This is a genomic window from Ornithobacterium rhinotracheale DSM 15997 (genome assembly GCF_000265465.1).
GTDB lineage: Bacteria > Bacteroidota > Bacteroidia > Flavobacteriales > Weeksellaceae > Ornithobacterium > Ornithobacterium rhinotracheale.
Genome location: NC_018016.1, coordinates 1,465,751 through 1,485,413 on the forward strand (window position 1 = coordinate 1,465,751; position 19,663 = coordinate 1,485,413).

Consider the following 19,663-nt stretch of genomic DNA (forward strand, 5'->3'; position numbering starts at 1 on the left):
TTTAAGTCGTTTTCTTCAGAGGTTCCACATGCGTCATCACCTCGATGATTTTTGGATATTTTTCAATCAAAGTTTTTTTCACTTGGTGAGCGATATCGTGTCCTTGTCGCACAGTGATTTCGCCATCTACAATTAAGTGTATATCTATTATATATTGTGTGCCTTGTTTGCGCACAAAGCATTTTTCGGTAGCGTGCACGCCAGAAACATTTTTAGATATCGCCCTAATCTCTGCAACAAAATCATCGTAACGGTGCTCATCCATAATTTCGCCCAGAGCAGGACGGAAAATACTATAAGCATTATACAATATAATTCCGCAAGCTACCAGTGCCGCCCAGTCGTCTGCAGCCTCGTAACCCTGTCCCATAATCAGAGCAAAGCTGATGCCTACAAAAGCCGCTAGCGAGGTGAGTGCATCGGCGCGATGGTGCCACGCATCGGCTTTTACAGAGGTGCTTTCGCTTTCTTCGCCCGCACGAGCCGAATAGCGATAAAACAACTCTTTAGAAACGATAATCGCCGCCAATATATATAAGGTAAAAGGCTTGGGCAAAGCGTGAGGTGTTTGGATATTAATGATACTTTCTCGTGCAATAATCAATGCAGAAATTACGAGAAAAATCACCACGACAAAAGTCATGAGTGGCTCTGCTCGTCCGTGCCCATAAGGGTGATCTTTGTCGGGCGGCTTGTGTGCGTAGTTAAACCCAAAGAATAAAAGCGTAGAAGAGATAACATCGGTCAAGGATTCGATGGCATCTGCCACGAGTGCAAAAGAGTTCCCGAAAATCCCGCTCAGTAATTTTACAAAAAATAAAAATGAATTGCCGAGAATCCCTAGAAATAATGCGCTTTTAGCTTTATGTATATTATGATTTTGCAAGTTTTTTTGGACTTAAATGCTTTAGTGCAAATTTGCCTAAAATTGAAGGAATAAAAAAAGAATTAGCCCAAAAATAATTTTGATATTAAATTTTATATTCAAAGCGAAGTGCGTAATGTCTTGAAAATTAAATGTGTTTATGTCTCTTGATGAATGTTTTTTATAATTGAATTTAACAAGAGTTTGTGAGATTAAAAACATTAATTAAAAAAATGTATTTATTTTTGCATCAAAATTTTATTAAACGATGCCCAAGAATTTAGTCATAGTAGAGTCACCTGCAAAAGCCAAAACGATTCAAAAATATTTAGGGGGAGATTTTGAAGTTCAATCAAGTTTTGGTCATGTAGTGGATTTACCCAAGAAAAGTATGGGGATAGACATTGAAAATCATTTTAAACCAGAATATGAGATCTCTCCCGATAAACGCGATGTGGTAAAGAAACTAAAAGAACTCTCTAGCAAGGCTGAAACCGTGTGGCTAGCATCCGATGAGGATCGTGAGGGGGAAGCCATCGCGTGGCATCTATACAATGAGTTAGGTCTTAGAAAAAAAGATACCAAAAGAATTGTTTTCAACGAAATTACTAAAAAAGCAATTTTAAAAGCAGTAGAAAATCCAAGAACCATAGACGAAGACTTGGTAAATGCGCAACAAGCACGCCGAATCCTAGACCGCTTGGTTGGGTTTAAAATGTCGCCTGTTTTATGGAAAAAAATAAAGCCAGGACTTTCAGCAGGGCGCGTGCAATCGGTAGCAGTGCGATTGATTGTGGAGCGAGAGAAAGAAATTATGGCATTTGAGCCAGAAAATAGTTTTCGATTTATCGCAGAATTTGTTTTAGAAACAGGCGAAATATTCGAAGCAAGTTTAAATACTGAATTTAAAGACTATAAAGAAGCTAAAGCCTTTATAAAAAAGTGTAAAGAGGCAGATTTTTTTGTGTCTAATGTAGATACACGACCGGGGAAACGCTCTCCAGCACCGCCTTTTACAACTTCTACTTTGCAGCAAGAGGCATCTAGAAAGTTAGGATTTTCGGTAACACGCACCATGAGTGTTGCCCAGCAATTATATGAGCAGGGGATGATTACTTACATGCGTACCGATAGTGTAAACTTGTCGGACGATGCTTTGGCAGAAGCTAAAAAAGTAGTAACCGAAGAATATGGCGAGAAATACGCTAAAACGAGAAGATATAAAAGTAAGACCAAAGGTGCACAAGAGGCACACGAGGCAATCCGCCCAACTAATTTAGCTCAGCAACATGCGGGAATGGATTCGGCTCAGAATCGATTATATGAGCTAATCTATAAAAGAACACTTGCGAGCCAAATGGCTGATGCCGAGCTTGAAAGAACAACAATAAGCGTTAAAAATGAAAAAACACCTAAACACATCTTTAGAGGAAAAGGTGAAGTGGTGCTTTTTGATGGTTTTCTAAAAGTGTATCAAGAAAGTAGCGAAGACGATGACGATGTAGCTCAAGCTCAGGGAATGACACTTTTGCCTAAAGTATCTGTGGGAGAGGATTTAAAAGTAAATTTAATTAAAGGAATAGAGAAATTCACGCGTCATGCACCCCGCTATTCAGAGGCAACTTTGGTGCGCCAATTAGAAGAATTAGGCATCGGGCGACCATCTACTTATGCTCCCACAATTTCTACCATTCAAAAGAGAAATTATGTAGAGCTCTATAATTCAGACGGAGAGGAACGCAACATCAGAACCCTAGTTTTGAACAACAAAGGGGAGGTAAAAGAAGTTTCGGAATCAGAAAGATTTGGAACTGAAAAAAATAAACTGAAACCGACAGATGTGGGAATTGTAGTAAATGATTTTTTGGTTGAATATTTCAAAAATATCATGGATTATCAATTTACTGCCAAAGTAGAAGAAGGATTTGATGAAATTGCTGCAGGAAAAGAAGATTGGACCAAAGTCTTGGGCGATTTTTATAAAGGGTTCAACGAAAATGTAGCAAAAGTAGAAGAAAATGCGGAGCGAGCTACGGGAGAACGCCTTTTAGGAGTTGATCCTAAAACTGGGAAAAATGTATATTCCCGAATCGGAAGATACGGAGCCATGGTGCAAATAGGAGAGGTGGAGGATAAGGAAAAACCAAAATTTGCAGGGCTAAATCCTGATCAGAATATTTCTACAATCACGCTAGAAGAGGCACTTAAATTATTTGAGTTGCCAAAAGATTTAGGAACTTATAAAGGAGAAGAAGTAGAGGTAAATATAGGAAGATTTGGACCTTATGTTCGTTTTGGAGAAAAATTTATTTCCCTTAGCAAAGATGAAGATCCTTATGAGGTGGAATTTGAAAGAGCCAAAGAATTAATCGAGATAAGACTCAAAGAAGATGCTCCAATCGCCATGTACGATGGCTTGGAAGTAACTCGTGGAAAGGGACGATTTGGACCTTTTATCAAATGGAATGATTTGTATATCAATGTCAATAAAAAATACGATTTCGATAATTTATCTCAATCAGACATCAAAGAATTGATCGAAGATAAAAAGAAAAAAGAAGCAGAAAAAGTCGTAAAAAATTGGGAAGCAGAGGGGATTCGTATCGAAAAGGCAAGGTGGAAACGCCACAACATCATTCAAGGAAAACTGAAAGTAGAAGTTGGCAAAGAAGTTGATGTGCAAAACATGTCTCTAAAAGAGGCGCAAAAAATCTTGGAAAATGCAAAACCTAAAAAAGCAACTAAAAAAAGTGCAGGTAAAAAATCAACTCGTAAAACTTCTTCCAAAAAATCTACTATAAAAATCAAGAAAACTAAATAATGGACTTTCAGGATATATTGTTGCCTATTCCTTATGAATTAAGAGCTTATGCAGAAGCTACGACCAAGTATATGGTTGGTAGTCATGTTCGTTTTGAGATAGATGAAGCCCTAGATTCAAACGCTGTAGTGTTACTCTCAGTGGGAGAGTACGACAGTTTTGGAAACGGAGAGGTGGATCCATTCTTTTCAGAGGTGCGTCGTAGATTTTATCAGCTTTCGATCAGTAATTGGAAAAATCCGTTGTATGATTTAGGAAGTATAGCTGTGAGCGAGGATTTTCTAGATACTTGCGCCGATGTGGAAAGCATTGTAAAGCAATTTTCAGAAAAGAAAGTTACTTTAATCATAATAGGAGGAACTCAGGCACTTTCTTACTCCATCTTTTTGGGGATTCAGAAGAAATGGGTGAATGTTGCAGGTATTGATTTTAAGTTAGATATAAATTCTTTAGATGGTAGATTAAGTCATGATAATTTTGTGTCTCAAATGATTTTGGGAAAAGAGCAAAAATTGCTAGAATATGTAAATATAGCCAATCAAGCACCATACAATGCGGCAGAAGAATTCGATATACTAGAGCAATTAAATTTTGACAATATCCGTCTCGGGAAATTAACAGAGGATTTAAAACAAGCAGAACCATTACTTAGAGAGAAAGATCTTGTGTCGGTAGATTTCTCTGTAATGCAAGCTTCAAGTTTCAATAATCCGCTAGTGTTAACGGCAAATGGATTGAACGAAAGAGAGATTTGTGCCTTAATGCGCTACTCGGGGCTGAGTCCAGCCGTTAAAAATTTACATTTATCAAACTCCTATTTATTAGATATAGCAGATGCAAGTCTAGTAGCGGAGATGATGTGGTACTTTATTGAAGCAAAAAACAACTTGAAAGATGATTCTGAAAAAGAAAAATTCCGAGTGTTGTACGAAGAGGAAGAAATAGTATTCTATAAATCCACCAATTCAGAAAGATGGTGGATCGAAGTAAACATAGATGGAATAAGAAAAATGCTCCCTTGTAGTGAGTATGATTATAGAGAAACATTAAGCGGAAATTTACCTGAAAAATGGTTTAGATTTTACAAAAGGTTTTTCTGATAAATAGGTTGAAATAAACAATATAACATTTATTTTTGGGTAGTTCAAAAAAATATAATAGTTTTACACACTCTAAAACGAAGAGTCAAATGATAAGAATTTATGTAGCTATATTCATGGCAGTAACATTGACTTCTTGTAACATGTTCAATGGGAAGAAGAAGTCTAATGACAGAGGGATGATTGTCTCAAGTAGCAAATCCAAAAGTTTTGTTCCTCAGCGCCCAGTAGGTATGGTGCCTGTTCCGGGAGGATCTTTTGTTATGGGACAAACTGATTATGACTTTGCGCAACAAAGAAATGCATCTCCAAAAACAGTTTCGGTTTCAGGATTTTTTATGGATGAAACTGAAATTACCAACGAAATGTATCATGATTTTGTAAATTATGTAAGAGATTCTATCGTAAGACAAAGACTAGCTGAAAGAGCCAATGAATTAGGTTACAGCGGGGGACAAAATCAGGGTCAAAATGGTATTGCAGAATATGCATTTAAAGTAAGAACCAATGGAGATCAGCCATCGGCTTACGATCAGTATATTAATGAAATGGCAGATGGTAGAAGTGGCTACGATTCTGAACGCCAATTGAACTGGGATGTGCCAATCATTTGGAATAAATTTGACTACCCAGATAGAGATTATGTAGAAGTAATGGAGGATTTATATTATCCACCAAAAGACAGATTCAATGGAGAGAGATTATTAGATGTTCGAAAATTGAACTATGTATTTACTGAAATTGATAAAAACAAAGCAGCGAAGTATGCTAAAAGCGGAAAAACTAGAAAAGACTTTGTTACCGTAGATACTATCAATGTTTATCCAGATACTACCGTTTGGGTAAGAGACTTTAATTATGCATACAATGATCCGTTACATCAAGATTATTTCTGGAATACAGCTTATTCAAAATATCCAGTAGTAGGGGTAACATGGGATCAAGCAAGAGGATTCTGTGCTTATAGAACAGAAAAACATAGAAAATACAATAATTCAAGAAAAAAGAAACCAGAAAACGATGTGATTGTGTACCGTCTCCCTACCGAAGTAGAGTGGGAATACGCAGCTCGTGGAGGTTTGGAAGATGCACCATATCCTTGGGGAGGCCCTTACTTGATGGATAGCAGAGGATGCTATTTGGCAAACTTTAAGCCTAAAAGAGGAGATTATGTAGAAGATTGTTGTTCTAAATCTAAGAAAAAAGGATACATTTATACAGCACCTGTAAAATCATTTTATCCAAACGATTACGGATTATATGATATGGCAGGAAATGTAGCCGAGTGGACACAGTCTCCTTATGAAATCATTTCTAGTGAATATACTTCAACCTTGAATCCTTATTTAGGTTCTGGAAAAGATAATAGAAAGAAAACTGTAAAAGGAGGTTCTTGGAAAGATATAGGATATCTGCTCATGGTAGCCAACAGAGAATATGAATACAAAGATTCAGCTCGAAGCTACATCGGCTTTAGAACTGTACAAACCATTCCAGAAGGAGCTAAAGTAAAATATAGAAAACCAAGAAGATAATTATAAAATAATACAAAAATTAAATCATAATAAAATTATGGCAGCAAAAACAAAAAAGAAAGATGTAATACTAAATATGGTGTACTCCCTAGGAGCCGCCGTGGTAATTATTGGAGCTTTATTTAAAATTAACCACTGGGGAATTGGTCCAATAAATGGCTCATTAGTATTAGCAATAGGTCTAGGCGTAGAGGCACTTATCTTTATAGTCTTTGCATTCGATCCTCCAGCAGGAGAGTATGATTGGGAAAAAGCCTATCCAGAATTGGCAGACCCAAATGCAAAACCAGTTGCAAGAAAACAAAATGTAGTAGCAGATTCAGGGGCTTCAGAAGCTTCATTAAGTGCTAAATTAGATAAAATGTTGGCAGATGCTAAGTTAGACGCAGCTTTGATGACTAGATTAAAAGATGGTATCAATAGCTTTAGCAACACTGTAGAAGAAATGAATAAAACAGTAGATGCTTCAAGAAATACACAAAAATATGGTGATCAATTAGCCTTGGCTGCAAATCATATGGAGTCTTTAAACTCACTATATCAAGTGCAACTAGAAAATGGTAAAAAACAAGTAGAATTAAACCAAAAATTCATCAACGAGATGCAAAAATCTGCTTCAGGATCTGAACAATTTATGGCTGAGATGAATAAATTAACTAAAAATGTAAACGACTTAAACAAAGTATATGGTGGCATGTTATCAGCCATGAGACAACCAAATGTTTAATTCAATTTTAATTATTAATTCTACAAAGATTTAAACCATGGCAAAGGGAAAATTACCACCACGCCAGAAGATGATCAACCTGATGTATCTTATCTTCATTGCTATGATGGCGATGCAGATAGATAGAGAGGTGTTGAGAAGCTTTGAAGGCGTAAATACTTCGCTCACAGATGCATCAGCTTTGGCGAGCGAAAACAATAATACATTTTACGAGCAAATTAAGAATAAAGCAAAAGATGATGCCGATTACCAAAAAGTGCAAGCTAAAGCTGAAGAGGTTAGGGCTAAATCTAACGAAGTGTTTGAAGCAATAGAAGCTGTGAAACAACAACTTATTGCAGAAACTGGCTATGTAGCACCAAAAGATGGTGAACAAGAAACTAGTTATAATTCTTTGCAAAATACAGATGCTGTAACTAATTTGTTTTTCCGTTCACAAGAACCTTCAAAAACGGGGGCAGAACTTAAAAATAAAATCAATCAGTATCACGATTTTATGCTAGGACAATACACTAGCGAAACAGATAAATCTCGTGTCAATAAATTGTTTAGCACAGAAGGAAATGCTAAGAAAGAATGGTTGTATAGAATGTTCTATAATCAGCCGATGGTAGCAGCCTTGACTAATTTATCTAAAATTCAATCTGATGTTAGAACAGAAGAGGGGAATTTAGTGAGAAATTTATTGGCAGATAAACTACAGGATGAGATTGAATTAAAAGCATTCCAGCCAATTGTTGATATTCCTCCAATTGTTAAGAAAGGAGAAAAAGTATTAGCAAATATAGCTTTTGGAGCTTATGACAACTCCTTACAAGGAACTGTGACTGCTAATGGAAGATCTATTGCATTGACTAATGGTCGAGCAACCTTTGATTTAAACACCTCGACAGATGGCACACAGACAATTAGAGGTACTATGACTTATAAAAAGCCAGATGGCTCAACTGAAACAATGCCATTTGAGCGTACATACCAAGTTGTAAGCGAAACATTAGCAAAAGCACCTACAGGAGGATCTATCTCAGCAGATAAGATGAATGTTGTGTATAGAGGCGTAACAAACCCTATTACTGCAACCATCAATGGGGCAGATGGTCCAATTAATATGACTGCCTCTACAGGATCGCTTAGTGGATCAAACGGAAAATATAATTATCGAGTTTCTTCTGGAAACACCGTAGTATTTACCGCAAGTGCCAAAACTTCTTCGGGAGCAGTAGTTACAGAGAAAAAGGAATTTAGAATAAAACCAGTTCCACCGCCACAAGGACAAATTCGTGGAAAAAATGCTCTTACCACTTCTGTAAGCTCATTATCAAGACTTACGGTAGATGCAGCCATTCCGAATTTCGAGTTCCCTGTAAGCTTTACAGTTAAGAGTTTTAAAGTTAAAGTTCCAGGGCAGAAGACAGTTAGCGTTTCAGGAAATAGTTTAAGCGGAGCCGATCGAGTGCTTAAAAATGTGAAACCTGGAGATGCGGTTAATATTTTCGATATTGAAGCTACAGCTTCTGGACTAGATGGTAGAATACCGAATATCTCTCCAGTAGTAATAGATGTTCAATAAGGTTTTTTAAAAGAATAAATTCATATGAAAATGAAATATAAACTATTAAGTTTAACATTAATACTGCTAGGTGCTATTGTAAATGCACAATCGGTGCTAAATGCTAAGTCACCCGAAGAACTCCGAAGAATGAGAGCAGAAAATGTTTCTTTAAATTCTAAAGGAGACACAATTCCCAATGCAGATGAGCCTATGCCATACGGTTATATAGACGACAATGATGTGCTATGGTCTAAAGTAGTTTGGGAAATTATAGACATGAACGAGAAGCTGAATCAGCCTTATTATAATTCATCAAACGGTATAGCATACAGCACTTTATCATTGTTCGATGCATTGAAAAAAGGAATTGAAAGTGGCGAAATCAAAGAAGTTTATGATGATGAGTTTTTTGAGCATAAATTAACTCCTCAAGAAGCACTAAATTCTCTTTCAAGAACAGATACCACAGATTGGTATTATGAGCAAAAAGAAGCAGGTGTAGACATGAGCAAAGTGCAAGATACTGGTATAGATAGATATCCTGTAGGAAGCGACAAGGTTAAAATGATCAAGATCAAGGGAATGTGGTATATCGATAGAAGAATAGGCGAAATGCGTTACCGTATCCTCGGAATTTCGATGATGGGTCCAGACGCTCAATCTATGGGGAGAGGTTTTGATGGAGCCGATGATTATGTAGATTTATTCTGGATTTGGTATCCAGATGCTAGAAAGGTTCTGAACAGATATAAGGTGTTTAATTCCAAAAACGCCTCATCAAAAGTAACATTTGATGATATGCTGAATGGACGAAGATTCAATACCGTGATTTATAAAGCTAGCGACATGATGGGAAATCGAAGCATAGACCAATTTATTCCAAAAGATGCAGAAGCTCAGCTAGAAGCCAGCCGAAAAATCAAGGAAGAAATTCTACAAAAGGAAAACGAAATGTGGAATTACTAACAAGAAATAGTTAAAAATATATTTCTAAAAATATGACAAATATAATCCCGATGTGTTAGCATATCGGGATTTTTTTATGTTAACTTTGTCTCATGAAAACGCGATATATATTAGTGGGCTATGGGCTAGCCAATGTTTGTTTTGCTAAATATTGTGTGGAAAACAAACAATCTTTTGTAATTTTCGATGATCAAAAAATCACCGCCTCCAATGTTGCAGCGGGTGTTGTAAACCCCGTGGTGCTGAAACGCTTTACACCAGTTTGGCAAGCGATAGAACAAATGGAGCTGCTCAAAAAGACATTTGCTGAATTTGCCGATCTTTTAGGTAATAAATACTTTCATGAAATGCCTATTTATAGAGTCTTGGCAAACGAGAAAGAAGGTGAAATTTGGCAAAGAAAACGATTAGAAAATCAAGTTTTAGAAAAATATTTAAACAAAGATTTAAAGGCTAATAAATACGCAAGCATCAAAGCGGAACATGGATTTGGAACAATGCGCTACACAGGATATGTAGACATTACTCAACTTTTGGCTGATTTCAAAAATCAATATAAATCACATTTTAGGAATGAAAAATTTGATTATTCCAAATTAAATCTAGAAAATAATACTTACGAAGATATAGCATTTGAGAAGATTGTCTTTGCAGAAGGAGCCAAAGTTTCTCAAAATCCGTATTTTGGTTTTATTCCAGTAGTTCCTAATAAGGGGCAAGTGTTGAAAATCAGAACAGAAGAAGCCTTGCCACATGCTATTGTGAAATCAAAATGTTTTCTAATGCCCATAGGCAAGCATGAATACTTTGTAGGAGCTACCTATAATCGTGATTTTGAAAATGAAGAAGCCACAATCGAAGATCGCCAGAAACTTCAAGAACAATTGGAGCATTTCTATACAGAGCGATATCAAATCATTGATGAAAAAGTAGGATTAAGACCCACGGTTCCAGATCATAAGCCAATCATTGGTCAGCATCCAGAACACGCAAATTTGTATGTTTTAAATGGTCTAGGCACGCGCGGAACATTCAATGGGCCAGCTATGTCCAAAGCTTTGTATGAATCCATAGAACTAAACAAACCGATTGATCCGTTAATCGATATTAAAAGATTTTTGTAAGAAAAACCGCTAAAAAGCGGTTTTTTTAAGTTTATAACAAAATTGAATTTGTATCATTTTTAGTTGAAATTAAAAAATCATTTGGGGTAGTTATTTAAAAAATACTATATCTTTAAAAAATTACTGCAATATTGTACTTACAAACTAAATAATGTATTTTTGCCCCATGTTACAAGCGCAAAATGTTGGAGTACACTTCGCGGGCAATTATTTGTTTGACGGAGTAACTTTTAGAATCAATAAAGGCGATCGCGTGGGGCTCGCTGGTAAAAACGGAGCAGGAAAATCTACCTTGCTAAAAATCCTTTCAAAAAAACAAAATCCTACCGAAGGAGAAGTAGTTTATGAAGGGCAAATCAGTGTGGGCTATTTGTCGCAAGATATTGATTTTGAAGAGGGACGCACCGTGTGGGAAGAAGCCCAACAAGCCTTTGAACAGCTCAATTATTTGCAACAACGGATGGACGAGGTCAATCACCAATTGGCAACACGCACCGATTACGAGAGCGATGAATATCATGATTTAATCCACGACATCAGCCACTTAACAGAACGCTACACCATGCTCGGTGGCTATACCAAAGATGCTGATATCGAAAAAGTTTTAAAAGGTTTAGGATTTAAGAATTCAGACTTTAATCGTTTAACTTCGGAATTTTCAGGCGGGTGGCGTATGCGCGTGGAATTAGCCAAATTATTACTTCAAAAACACGATGTGATGTTACTCGACGAGCCGACCAACCACTTGGACATCGATTCCATTTTGTGGTTGGAGGATTTCTTAAAAAGCTACGAGGGAGCAGTGATTTTGGTATCGCACGACAAATTATTTTTGGACAATGTAACCAATCGTACGCTCGAGGTGGCAAATAAGCGTATTCACGATTATAAGGCAAATTACACCAAATACATTCAGCTGAGAGATGAACGCCGTGAGCAACTCAAAGCCGAGAAGAAAAATCAAGAACAATTTATAAAACACACCGAGCAATTAATCGATAAATTTAGAGCCAAAGCCTCCAAAGCTTCAACGGCTAAATCTTTGCAAAAGAAATTGGAGCGTATTGACATTATCGAAGTCGAAAACGAAGATGTCCACAGCATGAACATCAATTTTGAGGCATCTCAACGTTCTGGCAAAGTGGTGTTTAATCTCGAAAATGTGAAAAAAGCATTTGGAGATCATACGATTTTTAGCAATGTAAATCTTGAAATTGTACGAGGCGAAAAGGTGGCTTTTGTGGGACAAAACGGACAAGGGAAAACCACGCTGGCACGCTGCATCGTGGGCGAACTGGATTTTGAGGGCAAAATCAAACATGGGCACAATGTAGAAGTAGGGTATTTTGCACAGAATCAGCATCATGTGTTAGTGGATACGCGTACAGTGCTAGAAGAAGCAGAGCATGCCGCCAATGAAAATACAAGACCACGAGTGCGTGATGTTTTAGGCGCATTTTTATTCAGTGGAGAAGCAGCCGAGAAAAAAGTGAAAGTCCTTTCAGGAGGAGAGAGAAATCGTTTAGCTTTGGCTAAATTACTCTTGCATCCGTCTAATGTTTTGATCATGGACGAGCCTACCAACCACTTGGATATTCAGTCTAAAGAAATTTTGAAAAACGCACTGAACAACTATGAGGGAACTTTAATTTTAGTTTCTCACGACCGTGAGTTTTTAAGCGGACTGGCAGATAAGATTGTGGAATTTAAAGAAGGAGAAGTTAAAGAATTTTTAGGCAATATCGATGAATATCTAGAGTATAGAAAAGCATCGAATATGCGCGAAATCGAAAAGGTGGAACAGAAAAAAGAAACGACTAAATCTGTTGAAGTTCAGCCCGAAAGAAAAGAAGATAAACGAATTAAAAATAAAATTAGTAACTTAGAGGCAGAAATAGCACAACTCGAAGAAGAAATTGCTAATTTAGAACAAAAATTTATGCAAGAAAATCCAAGCGAGGAGCAATTGGCAAATTATGAAGCTTTAAAAAATAATTTGCAAGAAAAAATGCAGAATTGGGAGGATTTATCTGAACAACTTTAAAAAATAACTAATTTATGAGCAAATCAAATAAAACCATTGCAGGATATCATATTTTAATGTTGCTTTCAACCATCGACGAGGACTTTGATTCTCGTGCCGATAATATCATTCGCGAGTATTTAAGCGATGAGTCGCCTTTTCCTTTAAATCTTGATCAAGATTTAGAAGAAATCATCAATCTTGAAAGCACAGAATTAGAAAAACATTTTGTGAGCAAAGTAGAGGATTTCTACGATGATTCTACACCAGAAGAGCGTGAGCAATTCATCGAAGTTGCCAAAAAGCTCATTCGTGCCGATGAGGATATTACCGATTGCGAAAATGCGTTTTACAAAATATTATTAAAGACTTTTAGAGCAAAAGACCAAGCGCAAGCATAAATTTAAATTTTAGGCAGTTTTTACGCTTGATTAAAAATCCTTAAATTTGCCAAAAGTCGGAAAAAACGATAATTTTTAATATTAAATCAAACAGAAATAAATGTTTCAAAGCTTACAAGATAAATTAGATAATGCCTTGCACACGCTCAAAGGGCACGGGCATATTTCAGAAATAAATGTTGCAGAAACCATCAAGGAAATCAGACGCGCACTTGTGGATGCCGATGTTAGCTACAAAGTAGCCAAAGATTTTACTAATAAAGTAAAAGACAAAGCCATAGGTCAAAATGTATTAACAACCTTGAATCCAGGGCAGTTGATGACCAAAATCGTGCACGACGAAATGGCGGAGCTTATGGGAGGCGAAACCCAAGAATTAAATGTTTCTGCCAACCCAACTATTATCTTAATTGCTGGTTTGCAAGGTTCTGGTAAAACCACTTTTTCAGGTAAATTAGCTCAGTTTCTTAAAAAGAAAAAGAGCAAAAAACCACTTTTGGTAGCAGGCGATGTGTATCGTCCTGCAGCGATCGATCAGCTAAAAGTTTTAGGCGAGCAGATTGATGTGCCAGTTTACACCGAGGAGGGGAACAAAAATCCTGTGGAAATTGCTCAAAATGCTTTGCAACAAGCCAGACAAAACAATAATAATGTAATCATTGTCGATACCGCAGGGCGTTTAGCAATAGATGAGGCAATGATGCAGGAGATTCGAAATGTGCACCAAGCCATTAAGCCAACCGAAACCCTTTTCGTAGTGGATTCGATGACGGGGCAAGATGCGGTGAATACGGCAAAAGCTTTCAACGAAGTGCTTGATTATGATGGTGTAGTGCTCACAAAATTAGATGGTGATACCCGTGGTGGAGCGGCACTTACGATTCGCACCGTGGTAGATAAACCTATCAAATTTATCTCAACAGGTGAGAAGCTCGATAAACTAGATGTGTTCCACCCAAGTCGTATGGCAGACAGAATTTTGGGAATGGGAGATGTGGTTTCCCTTGTAGAGAGAGCGCAAGAACAATTTGACGAGGAAGAGGCGAGAAGATTACAAAAGAAAATCGCTAAAAATAAATTTGATTTTAATGATTTCTTAAAACAAATCAAGCAAATCAAGCGCATGGGGAACATGAAAGACCTTTTGGGTATGATTCCAGGTGCAGGAAAAGCCTTGAAAGGAATCGAAATCGACGATGATGCCTTTAAACATGTAGAAGCAATCATTTACTCAATGACCAATCAAGAGCGTGAAAATCCAAACATCATCGATGCCAGTCGCAAACGCCGTATTGCAAGAGGTTGTGGTCGCTCGGTGCAAGATGTAAACCAATTATTGAAGCAATTCTCGCAAATGGGCAAGATGATGAAATTTATGCAATCTAGCCAAGGAAAGGCTATGATGAAGATGATGGGAAGTAAAATCCCTGGCATGAATTAACAAAAGAAATAGTTGCACAATTGGTAAATATTATTAAATTTGCTGTAACAACATTAAGTTAAAATTACAGAAATGAAAAAGTTATTATTCAGCGCGTTAGTCGCTTTCGGAATTTCACAAGTAAGTGCACAACAAGGTGAAACATTAATCAATGTAGGTGTTGGTTTTGATTCATGGTCTGGTGTTCCTGTTTATGTAGGAGCAGAACATTATGTGACTGATGATATCACAGTTGGAGGGCAGTTAGAATATGGTAGTGCAAGCAATTATGGATATCAATCTTTAAAAGTAAAGGCTGACATTTTTTCGGTGGGAGCTGTTGGAAATTATTATTTCGATAGACTTTTAAGCTTGCCAAGCGAGTGGGATGTTTATGCTGGATTAAACCTTACTTATTATTCTTATAACATTAAGGATGATGTTTATAAAGTTAGCGGTTCTAATACAGGTTTTGGAGCTCAAGTAGGAACAAGATATTTCTTTGCTCCAAACTGGGCAGCTAATTTAGAGTTTGGTGGAGGAAGCCAAGTATCTGGAGGAAAAATAGGAGTTACTTATAAATTCTAATTTTAATCCAAGTTAAAAATATAAAATCACTCTCATTTTTTTGAGGGTGATTTTTTTATAATCAAAATTTAAAACCCGTTGGGAAAACATATTCTCAACGGGTTTTTTAATATGAAAAATTAAATGAAATTTATTATTTCAAACCTTGTTCTATTTGGTTTTTCTTGATTTCAAAATCCTCAATAGCTTCAGTGATTACATCTAGCGAATCAGCTGCTGCTTGATGCACTTTTTCTAATCTTTTGTCTAATTGTTCAGATTTGATTTCAAATAAATCTACTTCAACTTGTCCCACTTTTTCGATTAAACTTTGTTGTGTGTTTTTGATATCTTCTAGTTTGTTCAAAACACTTTTCATTACTTCTACTTGATTTGCCATAATTTAAAATTTTATACAATTAATATTGCAACATTGATTCCAAAAAAGACTTTTGAAATAAAAAATATTTATAAAAATTACCTAAATCGTTAAATTTGTTTAAAATCTTCTTTCGCAATGGTTGCCATATTTCGCTCTGCCAAGGCGGTGATAAACACAAAAGGATTTACGCCCGCACTCCCTGGAATGAGTGAGCTGTCTTGCACATACAGATTTTTGTACCCATGCACACGACCAAAATCATCGGTAGCTTTGCCTAGCACGCAACCGCCAAGTGGGTGGTAGCAGAAATCATCTCCAAATCCATTATTAAACAACAATCGCGAACGAGTTCCGCCGTTGTCTTCTTTCAGTTTTTTGAGTAAAAGTTTGGCTGCTTTTACAGAATATTCGTTTTGAGATCTTTTCCAGTTCAGTTTTACCTTTTTACTTGCTTTGTCAAAATAGTAGTTTCCACGCTCTCGGTTGTCTGAAATAGAGAGGAATAGCGTAGTCCAAGTTTCAATGCCTAAAGGAAGCGGTGCAATTTCAGCAAAAATTTTGTATTCAAAATCGCCATTCCACATATCAATCCCTTTCACTGGAATAGTTGATTGGTTCACGCCCGTGCTATTTACAAAGTTTCGCCCTGTCATGATATTTCCGTTGGGTCCCCAATGTTGCCCAAGTTCTTCGTTTAAATTTGGCAAGCCACCTAAATATTTAGATTTAAGCAAAACCTCAGAAGTTCCTGTGCTACCCGCGTTGAGGAATAATTTGTCGCAAGTATAAATTTCGAGTACATCTACATCGCCATTCTCTTTAATCACTTTCACCTCTAGTGTGTAAGTTCCATCTTCGTTGGCAATGATTTTGTCGAGCATTCGCATCGTTCTGAGCGAAACAAGTCCAGTTTCTTCCGCTTTTTTAAGATAAGTTTGGTCTAAGCTGAATTTTCCAGCATTGTTTCCATAAATTACTTCTCCTCCTAAAGCAGATTTGTAAACCTCGCCCTTGGCTTCAAGTTGCATGTAATCAAAGTCGTAGGTGTTGCTAAAGAATTGTGTTTTTAATCCTGCATTGTGTGCTTGTTTTTCGGCAGAGCGCGAGAAATTATAATATTCCGTTGTGTCATAGAATTTTTCTGGAATTCTTTGCACTTTTAATTCCTTATTGGCAAGTGGGAAGAAGACATCATACATTTCCTTATCATCGATTTGCGGGAAAATCTCTTTAAAATAATCTCTCCTTGGCGGAATAGATATTCCTCCGTTCACAATGGAACCACCACCATAGGCACGCCCTGCAAAAATATCCATTTCGTCATATTTTATTTTATCTAAAACTCCTGGATATTTTTTTATCGGGATCGGGATAGGAATTGGAGCATTTGGCCAATTAGAAAACCAGCTAGAGCGTTTATCTGCCTTAATCATTTTACAAAAAGTATCGTGCTTAGGCGTTCTGTCCCAGCGTTTTCCCATTTCTAGAATTAACACAGGTTGCTTGTTCTCGGTTAATCTCCTCGCACACACAGCCCCACCGTAGCCACTCCCCACGATGATGTTGGGAAAATGTCCCACTTTTTTAGTTCTGTTTGGAGCAAGATTTAAAACTCTACATGCACTCAGTGTGCTGCTTGCCAACAAGGCAGAGGCACCTAAACCTGTTAATTCTAAAAATTTTCTTCTTTCCATAAATATTTTTTATGCCTCTTGTAGGTGCAAAAATGTTGCCGTTATCTCAAAATCCTATAAAATTTATATCCGTTGAATGTTTTAAATCCATTTGAAAATATAGATTTAGTCCGTTTCTTCTAGACTAAAAATAGCTTCAACTTGCGTTTCAAAATAAGCTGCGATTTTCAAAGCCAAAACGGTGGAAGGGACATACTTTTTGCTCTCGATGGCATGTATCGTTTGTCGGCTCACGCCAATTTCTTGCGCCAATTGCTCTTGTGTGATGTTTTTTTTGGCGCGTTTTACCTTGAGTGTATTTTCCATTTTTAGCCTTTTTTCTGTTTAAATAAAAGATAATGAAATCTGAGTATAAATAAAATAAGAACGGTGTAAATGCTGAAAATCAAAACATTGATGAAAGCAAAACCGTAGACAAAAATAAATAAAACCAATAAGATTAAATAATTAACCAAAAATGCCCACTGAAAGGATTCTAAACGCAGTTTTTCGATAAATTCATCTTCAACCTTTTCTCGTGCAAAGGCAATCATGAGACCGCCCACGATCCAGAGCACATTTACAAGCGTGTACAGAATATCTCTAGACGAAAAATCAAAAATTTTATCTTCCTCAAAATAGCCCAAAAAGGCAAAAACTTTGGTTTCGATACCAAAATTAGGTTTAAAGGTAGAATAAGTCCAAAGCGCAATGCCAATCAAGACAAGAGCAAGCCCAAGCCATTTAAAATTACGCGGAATTAAGAATTTTGTTTTCATGATTAAAGGGTTTTATTGTTTCATATTCCAAATGTAAAATAAACTTTACAAATTGTTTGGTTTTCTTGTCGTGAAATTTTAGCCTAAAAAGATTTAAAAGAGAATTAACGAATAAAATTGTTTATTTCTCAGTTTTTCTATAAATTTGCTCGGCAAAAAGAGATATGCCCTTAACCGACAAAATTATTCAGGAAGGATACACTTTTGATGATCTATTATTAGTTCCTGCGTATTCCAATACATTACCTTCTCAGGTAGATTTAACCACACAACTTACTCAGAAAATTCAGCTCAATATTCCAATAGTGAGTGCTGCGATGGACACCGTTTCCGAGGCAAAATTAGCCATTGCACTTGCGCGTGAAGGCGGTCTTGCATTCATTCATAAGAATATGACTATCGAGCAACAAGCCAAGGAGATAGATATGGTAAAGCGTTCAGAAAACGGAATGATTGCTAACCCTATTACGCTCCACCCAGACCAAACTTTGGAAGATGCCGAAAACCTAATGCGCACCTATAGAATCAGTGGTTTGCCCGTAATTAAAGAAGATAGAACACTCATCGGAATCCTTACCAATCGCGATATCCGTTACCAAACAGATATGTCGCAAAAAGTAACCGATGTGATGACTAAAGCACCGTTGGTAACCTCAGACATCAATACAAGTTTAGACGATGCCAAAGAAATTTTGCTTAAAAACCGTATTGAAAAATTACCAATCGTAGACAAAGACAATAAACTAATTGGGCTTATCACGATTAAAGATATTGATAACTTAACCGAGTTCCCGAATGCTTGCAAAGATGAGACAGGAAGATTGCGTGTAGGTGCAGGCGTAGGAGTAGGAGCAGATACTCTAGAGCGTGTTCAGGCTTTGGTAGATGCGGGAGTAGATATTATTGCATTGGATTCAGCGCATGGGCATTCTCAAGGGGTAATTTCAAAAATTCAAGAAGTGAGAAATGCGTTCCCAGATTTAGACATCGTGGGCGGAAACATCGTAACAGCCGAAGCTGCAAAAGCCTTGATTGAAGCAGGGGCTAATGCCTTAAAAGTAGGTGTAGGTCCAGGTTCTATTTGTACCACTCGTGTAGTGGCAGGTGTGGGCGTGCCACAGCTCTCTGCCGTGTATGATGTGTATGAATATGCCAAATCAAAAGGCATCGGAGTCATTGCCGATGGTGGAATTAAACTTTCTGGAGACATCGTAAAAGCCATTGCTTGTGGAGCAAGTTGCGTGATGCTCGGAAGTTTATTTGCAGGAACCGAAGAAGCACCAGGCGAAGAAATCATTTACCAAGGTAGAAAATTCAAAACTTACCAAGGAATGGGCTCGCTTGCTGCAATGAAGCGAGGAAGCAAAGACCGCTATTTCCAGAGCGAGGCAAAAGATGCTAAAAAATTAGTGCCAGAAGGAATCGAAGGGCGAGTGCCTTACAAAGGAGCCTTGAAAGAAGTAATCTATCAACTTTGTGGCGGATTGCGTGCCGGAATGGGCTATTGCGGAACTCAAACCATCAAAGAATTGAATGAAAACGCAAAATTGGTAAAAATCACCAATGCGGGGCTGCAAGAAAGCCATCCACATGATATTGTGATTACCAAAGAAGCACCAAACTATTCAAACTAGGAAATCATAAATTATTTTTTTATTATTAATTACACTTAGATGATACTTTATTCCGATAGAGTATCATCTTTTTTTATTCAAATAAGCCTAGAAA

At 37.0% G+C, this 19,663-nt stretch carries 17 protein-coding genes; 12 read left to right on the forward strand and 5 right to left on the reverse strand.

Annotation, left to right across the window (positions count from 1 at the left end; all coding sequences use genetic code 11):
- Position 1 precedes the first annotated feature (1 nt).
- Positions 2-886 (reverse strand): cation diffusion facilitator family transporter, encoded by an 885-nt coding sequence (locus ORNRH_RS06910; RefSeq protein WP_014791166.1) that lies wholly within the window; start codon positions 884-886, stop codon positions 2-4.
- Between the two features lie 247 nt (positions 887-1,133).
- Here ORNRH_RS06910 and topA point away from each other — a divergent pair, with 247 nt between their 5' ends.
- From topA to ORNRH_RS06965, 11 genes are all read left to right on the forward strand, one after another.
- Positions 1,134-3,686 (forward strand): type I DNA topoisomerase, encoded by a 2,553-nt coding sequence (topA, locus tag ORNRH_RS06915; RefSeq protein WP_014791168.1) that lies wholly within the window; start codon positions 1,134-1,136, stop codon positions 3,684-3,686.
- Positions 3,686-4,786 (forward strand): arginase family protein, encoded by a 1,101-nt coding sequence (locus ORNRH_RS06920; RefSeq protein WP_014791169.1) that lies wholly within the window; start codon positions 3,686-3,688, stop codon positions 4,784-4,786. The genes topA and ORNRH_RS06920 overlap by 1 nt, the downstream gene beginning before the upstream one ends.
- 89 nt (positions 4,787-4,875) lie before the next feature.
- On the forward strand, positions 4,876-6,321 hold the full coding sequence (gene porK / locus ORNRH_RS06925; RefSeq protein ID WP_014791170.1) for a T9SS ring complex lipoprotein PorK/GldK: 1,446 nt from the start codon (positions 4,876-4,878) through the stop codon (positions 6,319-6,321).
- Between the two features lie 37 nt (positions 6,322-6,358).
- The gene (gene porL / locus ORNRH_RS06930) at positions 6,359-7,048 is read left to right on the forward strand and encodes a type IX secretion system motor protein PorL/GldL (protein WP_014791171.1); all 690 of its coding nucleotides are present in this window, start codon (positions 6,359-6,361) and stop codon (positions 7,046-7,048) included.
- Between the two features lie 37 nt (positions 7,049-7,085).
- Positions 7,086-8,618 carry a type IX secretion system motor protein PorM/GldM gene (porM, locus tag ORNRH_RS06935; RefSeq protein WP_014791172.1) on the forward strand — a complete coding sequence of 511 codons (1,533 nt, stop codon included), beginning with the start codon at positions 7,086-7,088 and terminating at the stop codon, positions 8,616-8,618.
- 30 nt (positions 8,619-8,648) lie between these two features.
- Positions 8,649-9,566: a type IX secretion system ring subunit PorN/GldN gene (gene porN, locus ORNRH_RS06940; RefSeq protein ID WP_014791173.1), complete on the forward strand. Its 918-nt coding sequence runs from the start codon at positions 8,649-8,651 to the stop codon at positions 9,564-9,566.
- A 92-nt stretch (positions 9,567-9,658) separates the two neighbouring features.
- Complete coding sequence (locus tag ORNRH_RS06945) at positions 9,659-10,690, forward strand: NAD(P)/FAD-dependent oxidoreductase (protein ID WP_014791174.1); 1,032 nt, start codon at positions 9,659-9,661, stop codon at positions 10,688-10,690.
- A gap of 166 nt (positions 10,691-10,856) precedes the next feature.
- Positions 10,857-12,734: a ribosomal protection-like ABC-F family protein gene (gene abc-f, locus ORNRH_RS06950; RefSeq protein WP_036601126.1), complete on the forward strand. Its 1,878-nt coding sequence runs from the start codon at positions 10,857-10,859 to the stop codon at positions 12,732-12,734.
- 14 nt (positions 12,735-12,748) lie between these two features.
- Entirely contained in the window at positions 12,749-13,114 is a 366-nt protein-coding gene (locus tag ORNRH_RS06955) for a hypothetical protein (RefSeq protein ID WP_014791176.1), read from the forward strand.
- 100 nt (positions 13,115-13,214) lie between these two features.
- A complete protein-coding gene (gene ffh / locus ORNRH_RS06960) occupies positions 13,215-14,555 on the forward strand; it encodes a signal recognition particle protein (protein ID WP_014791177.1) in 1,341 nt (446 codons plus the stop codon).
- A 72-nt stretch (positions 14,556-14,627) separates the two neighbouring features.
- Positions 14,628-15,122 carry an outer membrane beta-barrel protein gene (locus ORNRH_RS06965; protein ID WP_014791178.1) on the forward strand — a complete coding sequence of 165 codons (495 nt, stop codon included), beginning with the start codon at positions 14,628-14,630 and terminating at the stop codon, positions 15,120-15,122.
- A 133-nt stretch (positions 15,123-15,255) separates the two neighbouring features.
- On the opposite strand, the gene ORNRH_RS06970 is transcribed toward ORNRH_RS06965, so the two are convergent.
- From ORNRH_RS06970 to ORNRH_RS06985, 4 genes are all read right to left on the reverse strand, one after another.
- Positions 15,256-15,501: a hypothetical protein gene (locus ORNRH_RS06970; protein ID WP_014791179.1), complete on the reverse strand. Its 246-nt coding sequence runs from the start codon at positions 15,499-15,501 to the stop codon at positions 15,256-15,258.
- 89 nt (positions 15,502-15,590) lie between these two features.
- Positions 15,591-17,177, reverse strand: coding sequence for a GMC oxidoreductase (locus tag ORNRH_RS06975; RefSeq protein WP_014791180.1), 1,587 nt, complete (start codon positions 17,175-17,177; stop codon positions 15,591-15,593).
- A 105-nt stretch (positions 17,178-17,282) separates the two neighbouring features.
- A complete protein-coding gene (locus ORNRH_RS06980; RefSeq protein ID WP_014791181.1) occupies positions 17,283-17,483 on the reverse strand; it encodes a helix-turn-helix transcriptional regulator in 201 nt (66 codons plus the stop codon).
- 2 nt (positions 17,484-17,485) lie between these two features.
- On the reverse strand, positions 17,486-17,935 hold the full coding sequence (locus tag ORNRH_RS06985; RefSeq protein ID WP_014791182.1) for a hypothetical protein: 450 nt from the start codon (positions 17,933-17,935) through the stop codon (positions 17,486-17,488).
- A 164-nt stretch (positions 17,936-18,099) separates the two neighbouring features.
- On the opposite strand from ORNRH_RS06985, the gene guaB reads away from it, so the two are divergent.
- Entirely contained in the window at positions 18,100-19,569 is a 1,470-nt protein-coding gene (gene guaB, locus ORNRH_RS06990) for an IMP dehydrogenase (protein ID WP_014791183.1), read from the forward strand.
- The last annotated feature ends 94 nt before the right edge of the window (positions 19,570-19,663 follow it).

Coding starts and splice junctions, on each gene's coding strand:
- topA (WP_014791168.1), top strand. CDS start 1,134: ATGCCCAAGAATTTAGTCATAGTAGAGTCACCTGCAAAAGCCAAAACG.
- ORNRH_RS06920 (WP_014791169.1), top strand. CDS start 3,686: ATGGACTTTCAGGATATATTGTTGCCTATTCCTTATGAATTAAGAGCT.
- porK (WP_014791170.1), top strand. CDS start 4,876: ATGATAAGAATTTATGTAGCTATATTCATGGCAGTAACATTGACTTCT.
- porL (WP_014791171.1), top strand. CDS start 6,359: ATGGCAGCAAAAACAAAAAAGAAAGATGTAATACTAAATATGGTGTAC.
- porM (WP_014791172.1), top strand. CDS start 7,086: ATGGCAAAGGGAAAATTACCACCACGCCAGAAGATGATCAACCTGATG.
- porN (WP_014791173.1), top strand. CDS start 8,649: ATGAAATATAAACTATTAAGTTTAACATTAATACTGCTAGGTGCTATT.
- ORNRH_RS06945 (WP_014791174.1), top strand. CDS start 9,659: ATGAAAACGCGATATATATTAGTGGGCTATGGGCTAGCCAATGTTTGT.
- abc-f (WP_036601126.1), top strand. CDS start 10,857: ATGTTACAAGCGCAAAATGTTGGAGTACACTTCGCGGGCAATTATTTG.
- ORNRH_RS06955 (WP_014791176.1), top strand. CDS start 12,749: ATGAGCAAATCAAATAAAACCATTGCAGGATATCATATTTTAATGTTG.
- ffh (WP_014791177.1), top strand. CDS start 13,215: ATGTTTCAAAGCTTACAAGATAAATTAGATAATGCCTTGCACACGCTC.
- ORNRH_RS06965 (WP_014791178.1), top strand. CDS start 14,628: ATGAAAAAGTTATTATTCAGCGCGTTAGTCGCTTTCGGAATTTCACAA.
- ORNRH_RS06970 (WP_014791179.1), bottom strand. CDS start 15,501: ATGGCAAATCAAGTAGAAGTAATGAAAAGTGTTTTGAACAAACTAGAA.
- ORNRH_RS06975 (WP_014791180.1), bottom strand. CDS start 17,177: ATGGAAAGAAGAAAATTTTTAGAATTAACAGGTTTAGGTGCCTCTGCC.
- ORNRH_RS06980 (WP_014791181.1), bottom strand. CDS start 17,483: ATGGAAAATACACTCAAGGTAAAACGCGCCAAAAAAAACATCACACAA.
- ORNRH_RS06985 (WP_014791182.1), bottom strand. CDS start 17,935: ATGAAAACAAAATTCTTAATTCCGCGTAATTTTAAATGGCTTGGGCTT.
- guaB (WP_014791183.1), top strand. CDS start 18,100: ATGCCCTTAACCGACAAAATTATTCAGGAAGGATACACTTTTGATGAT.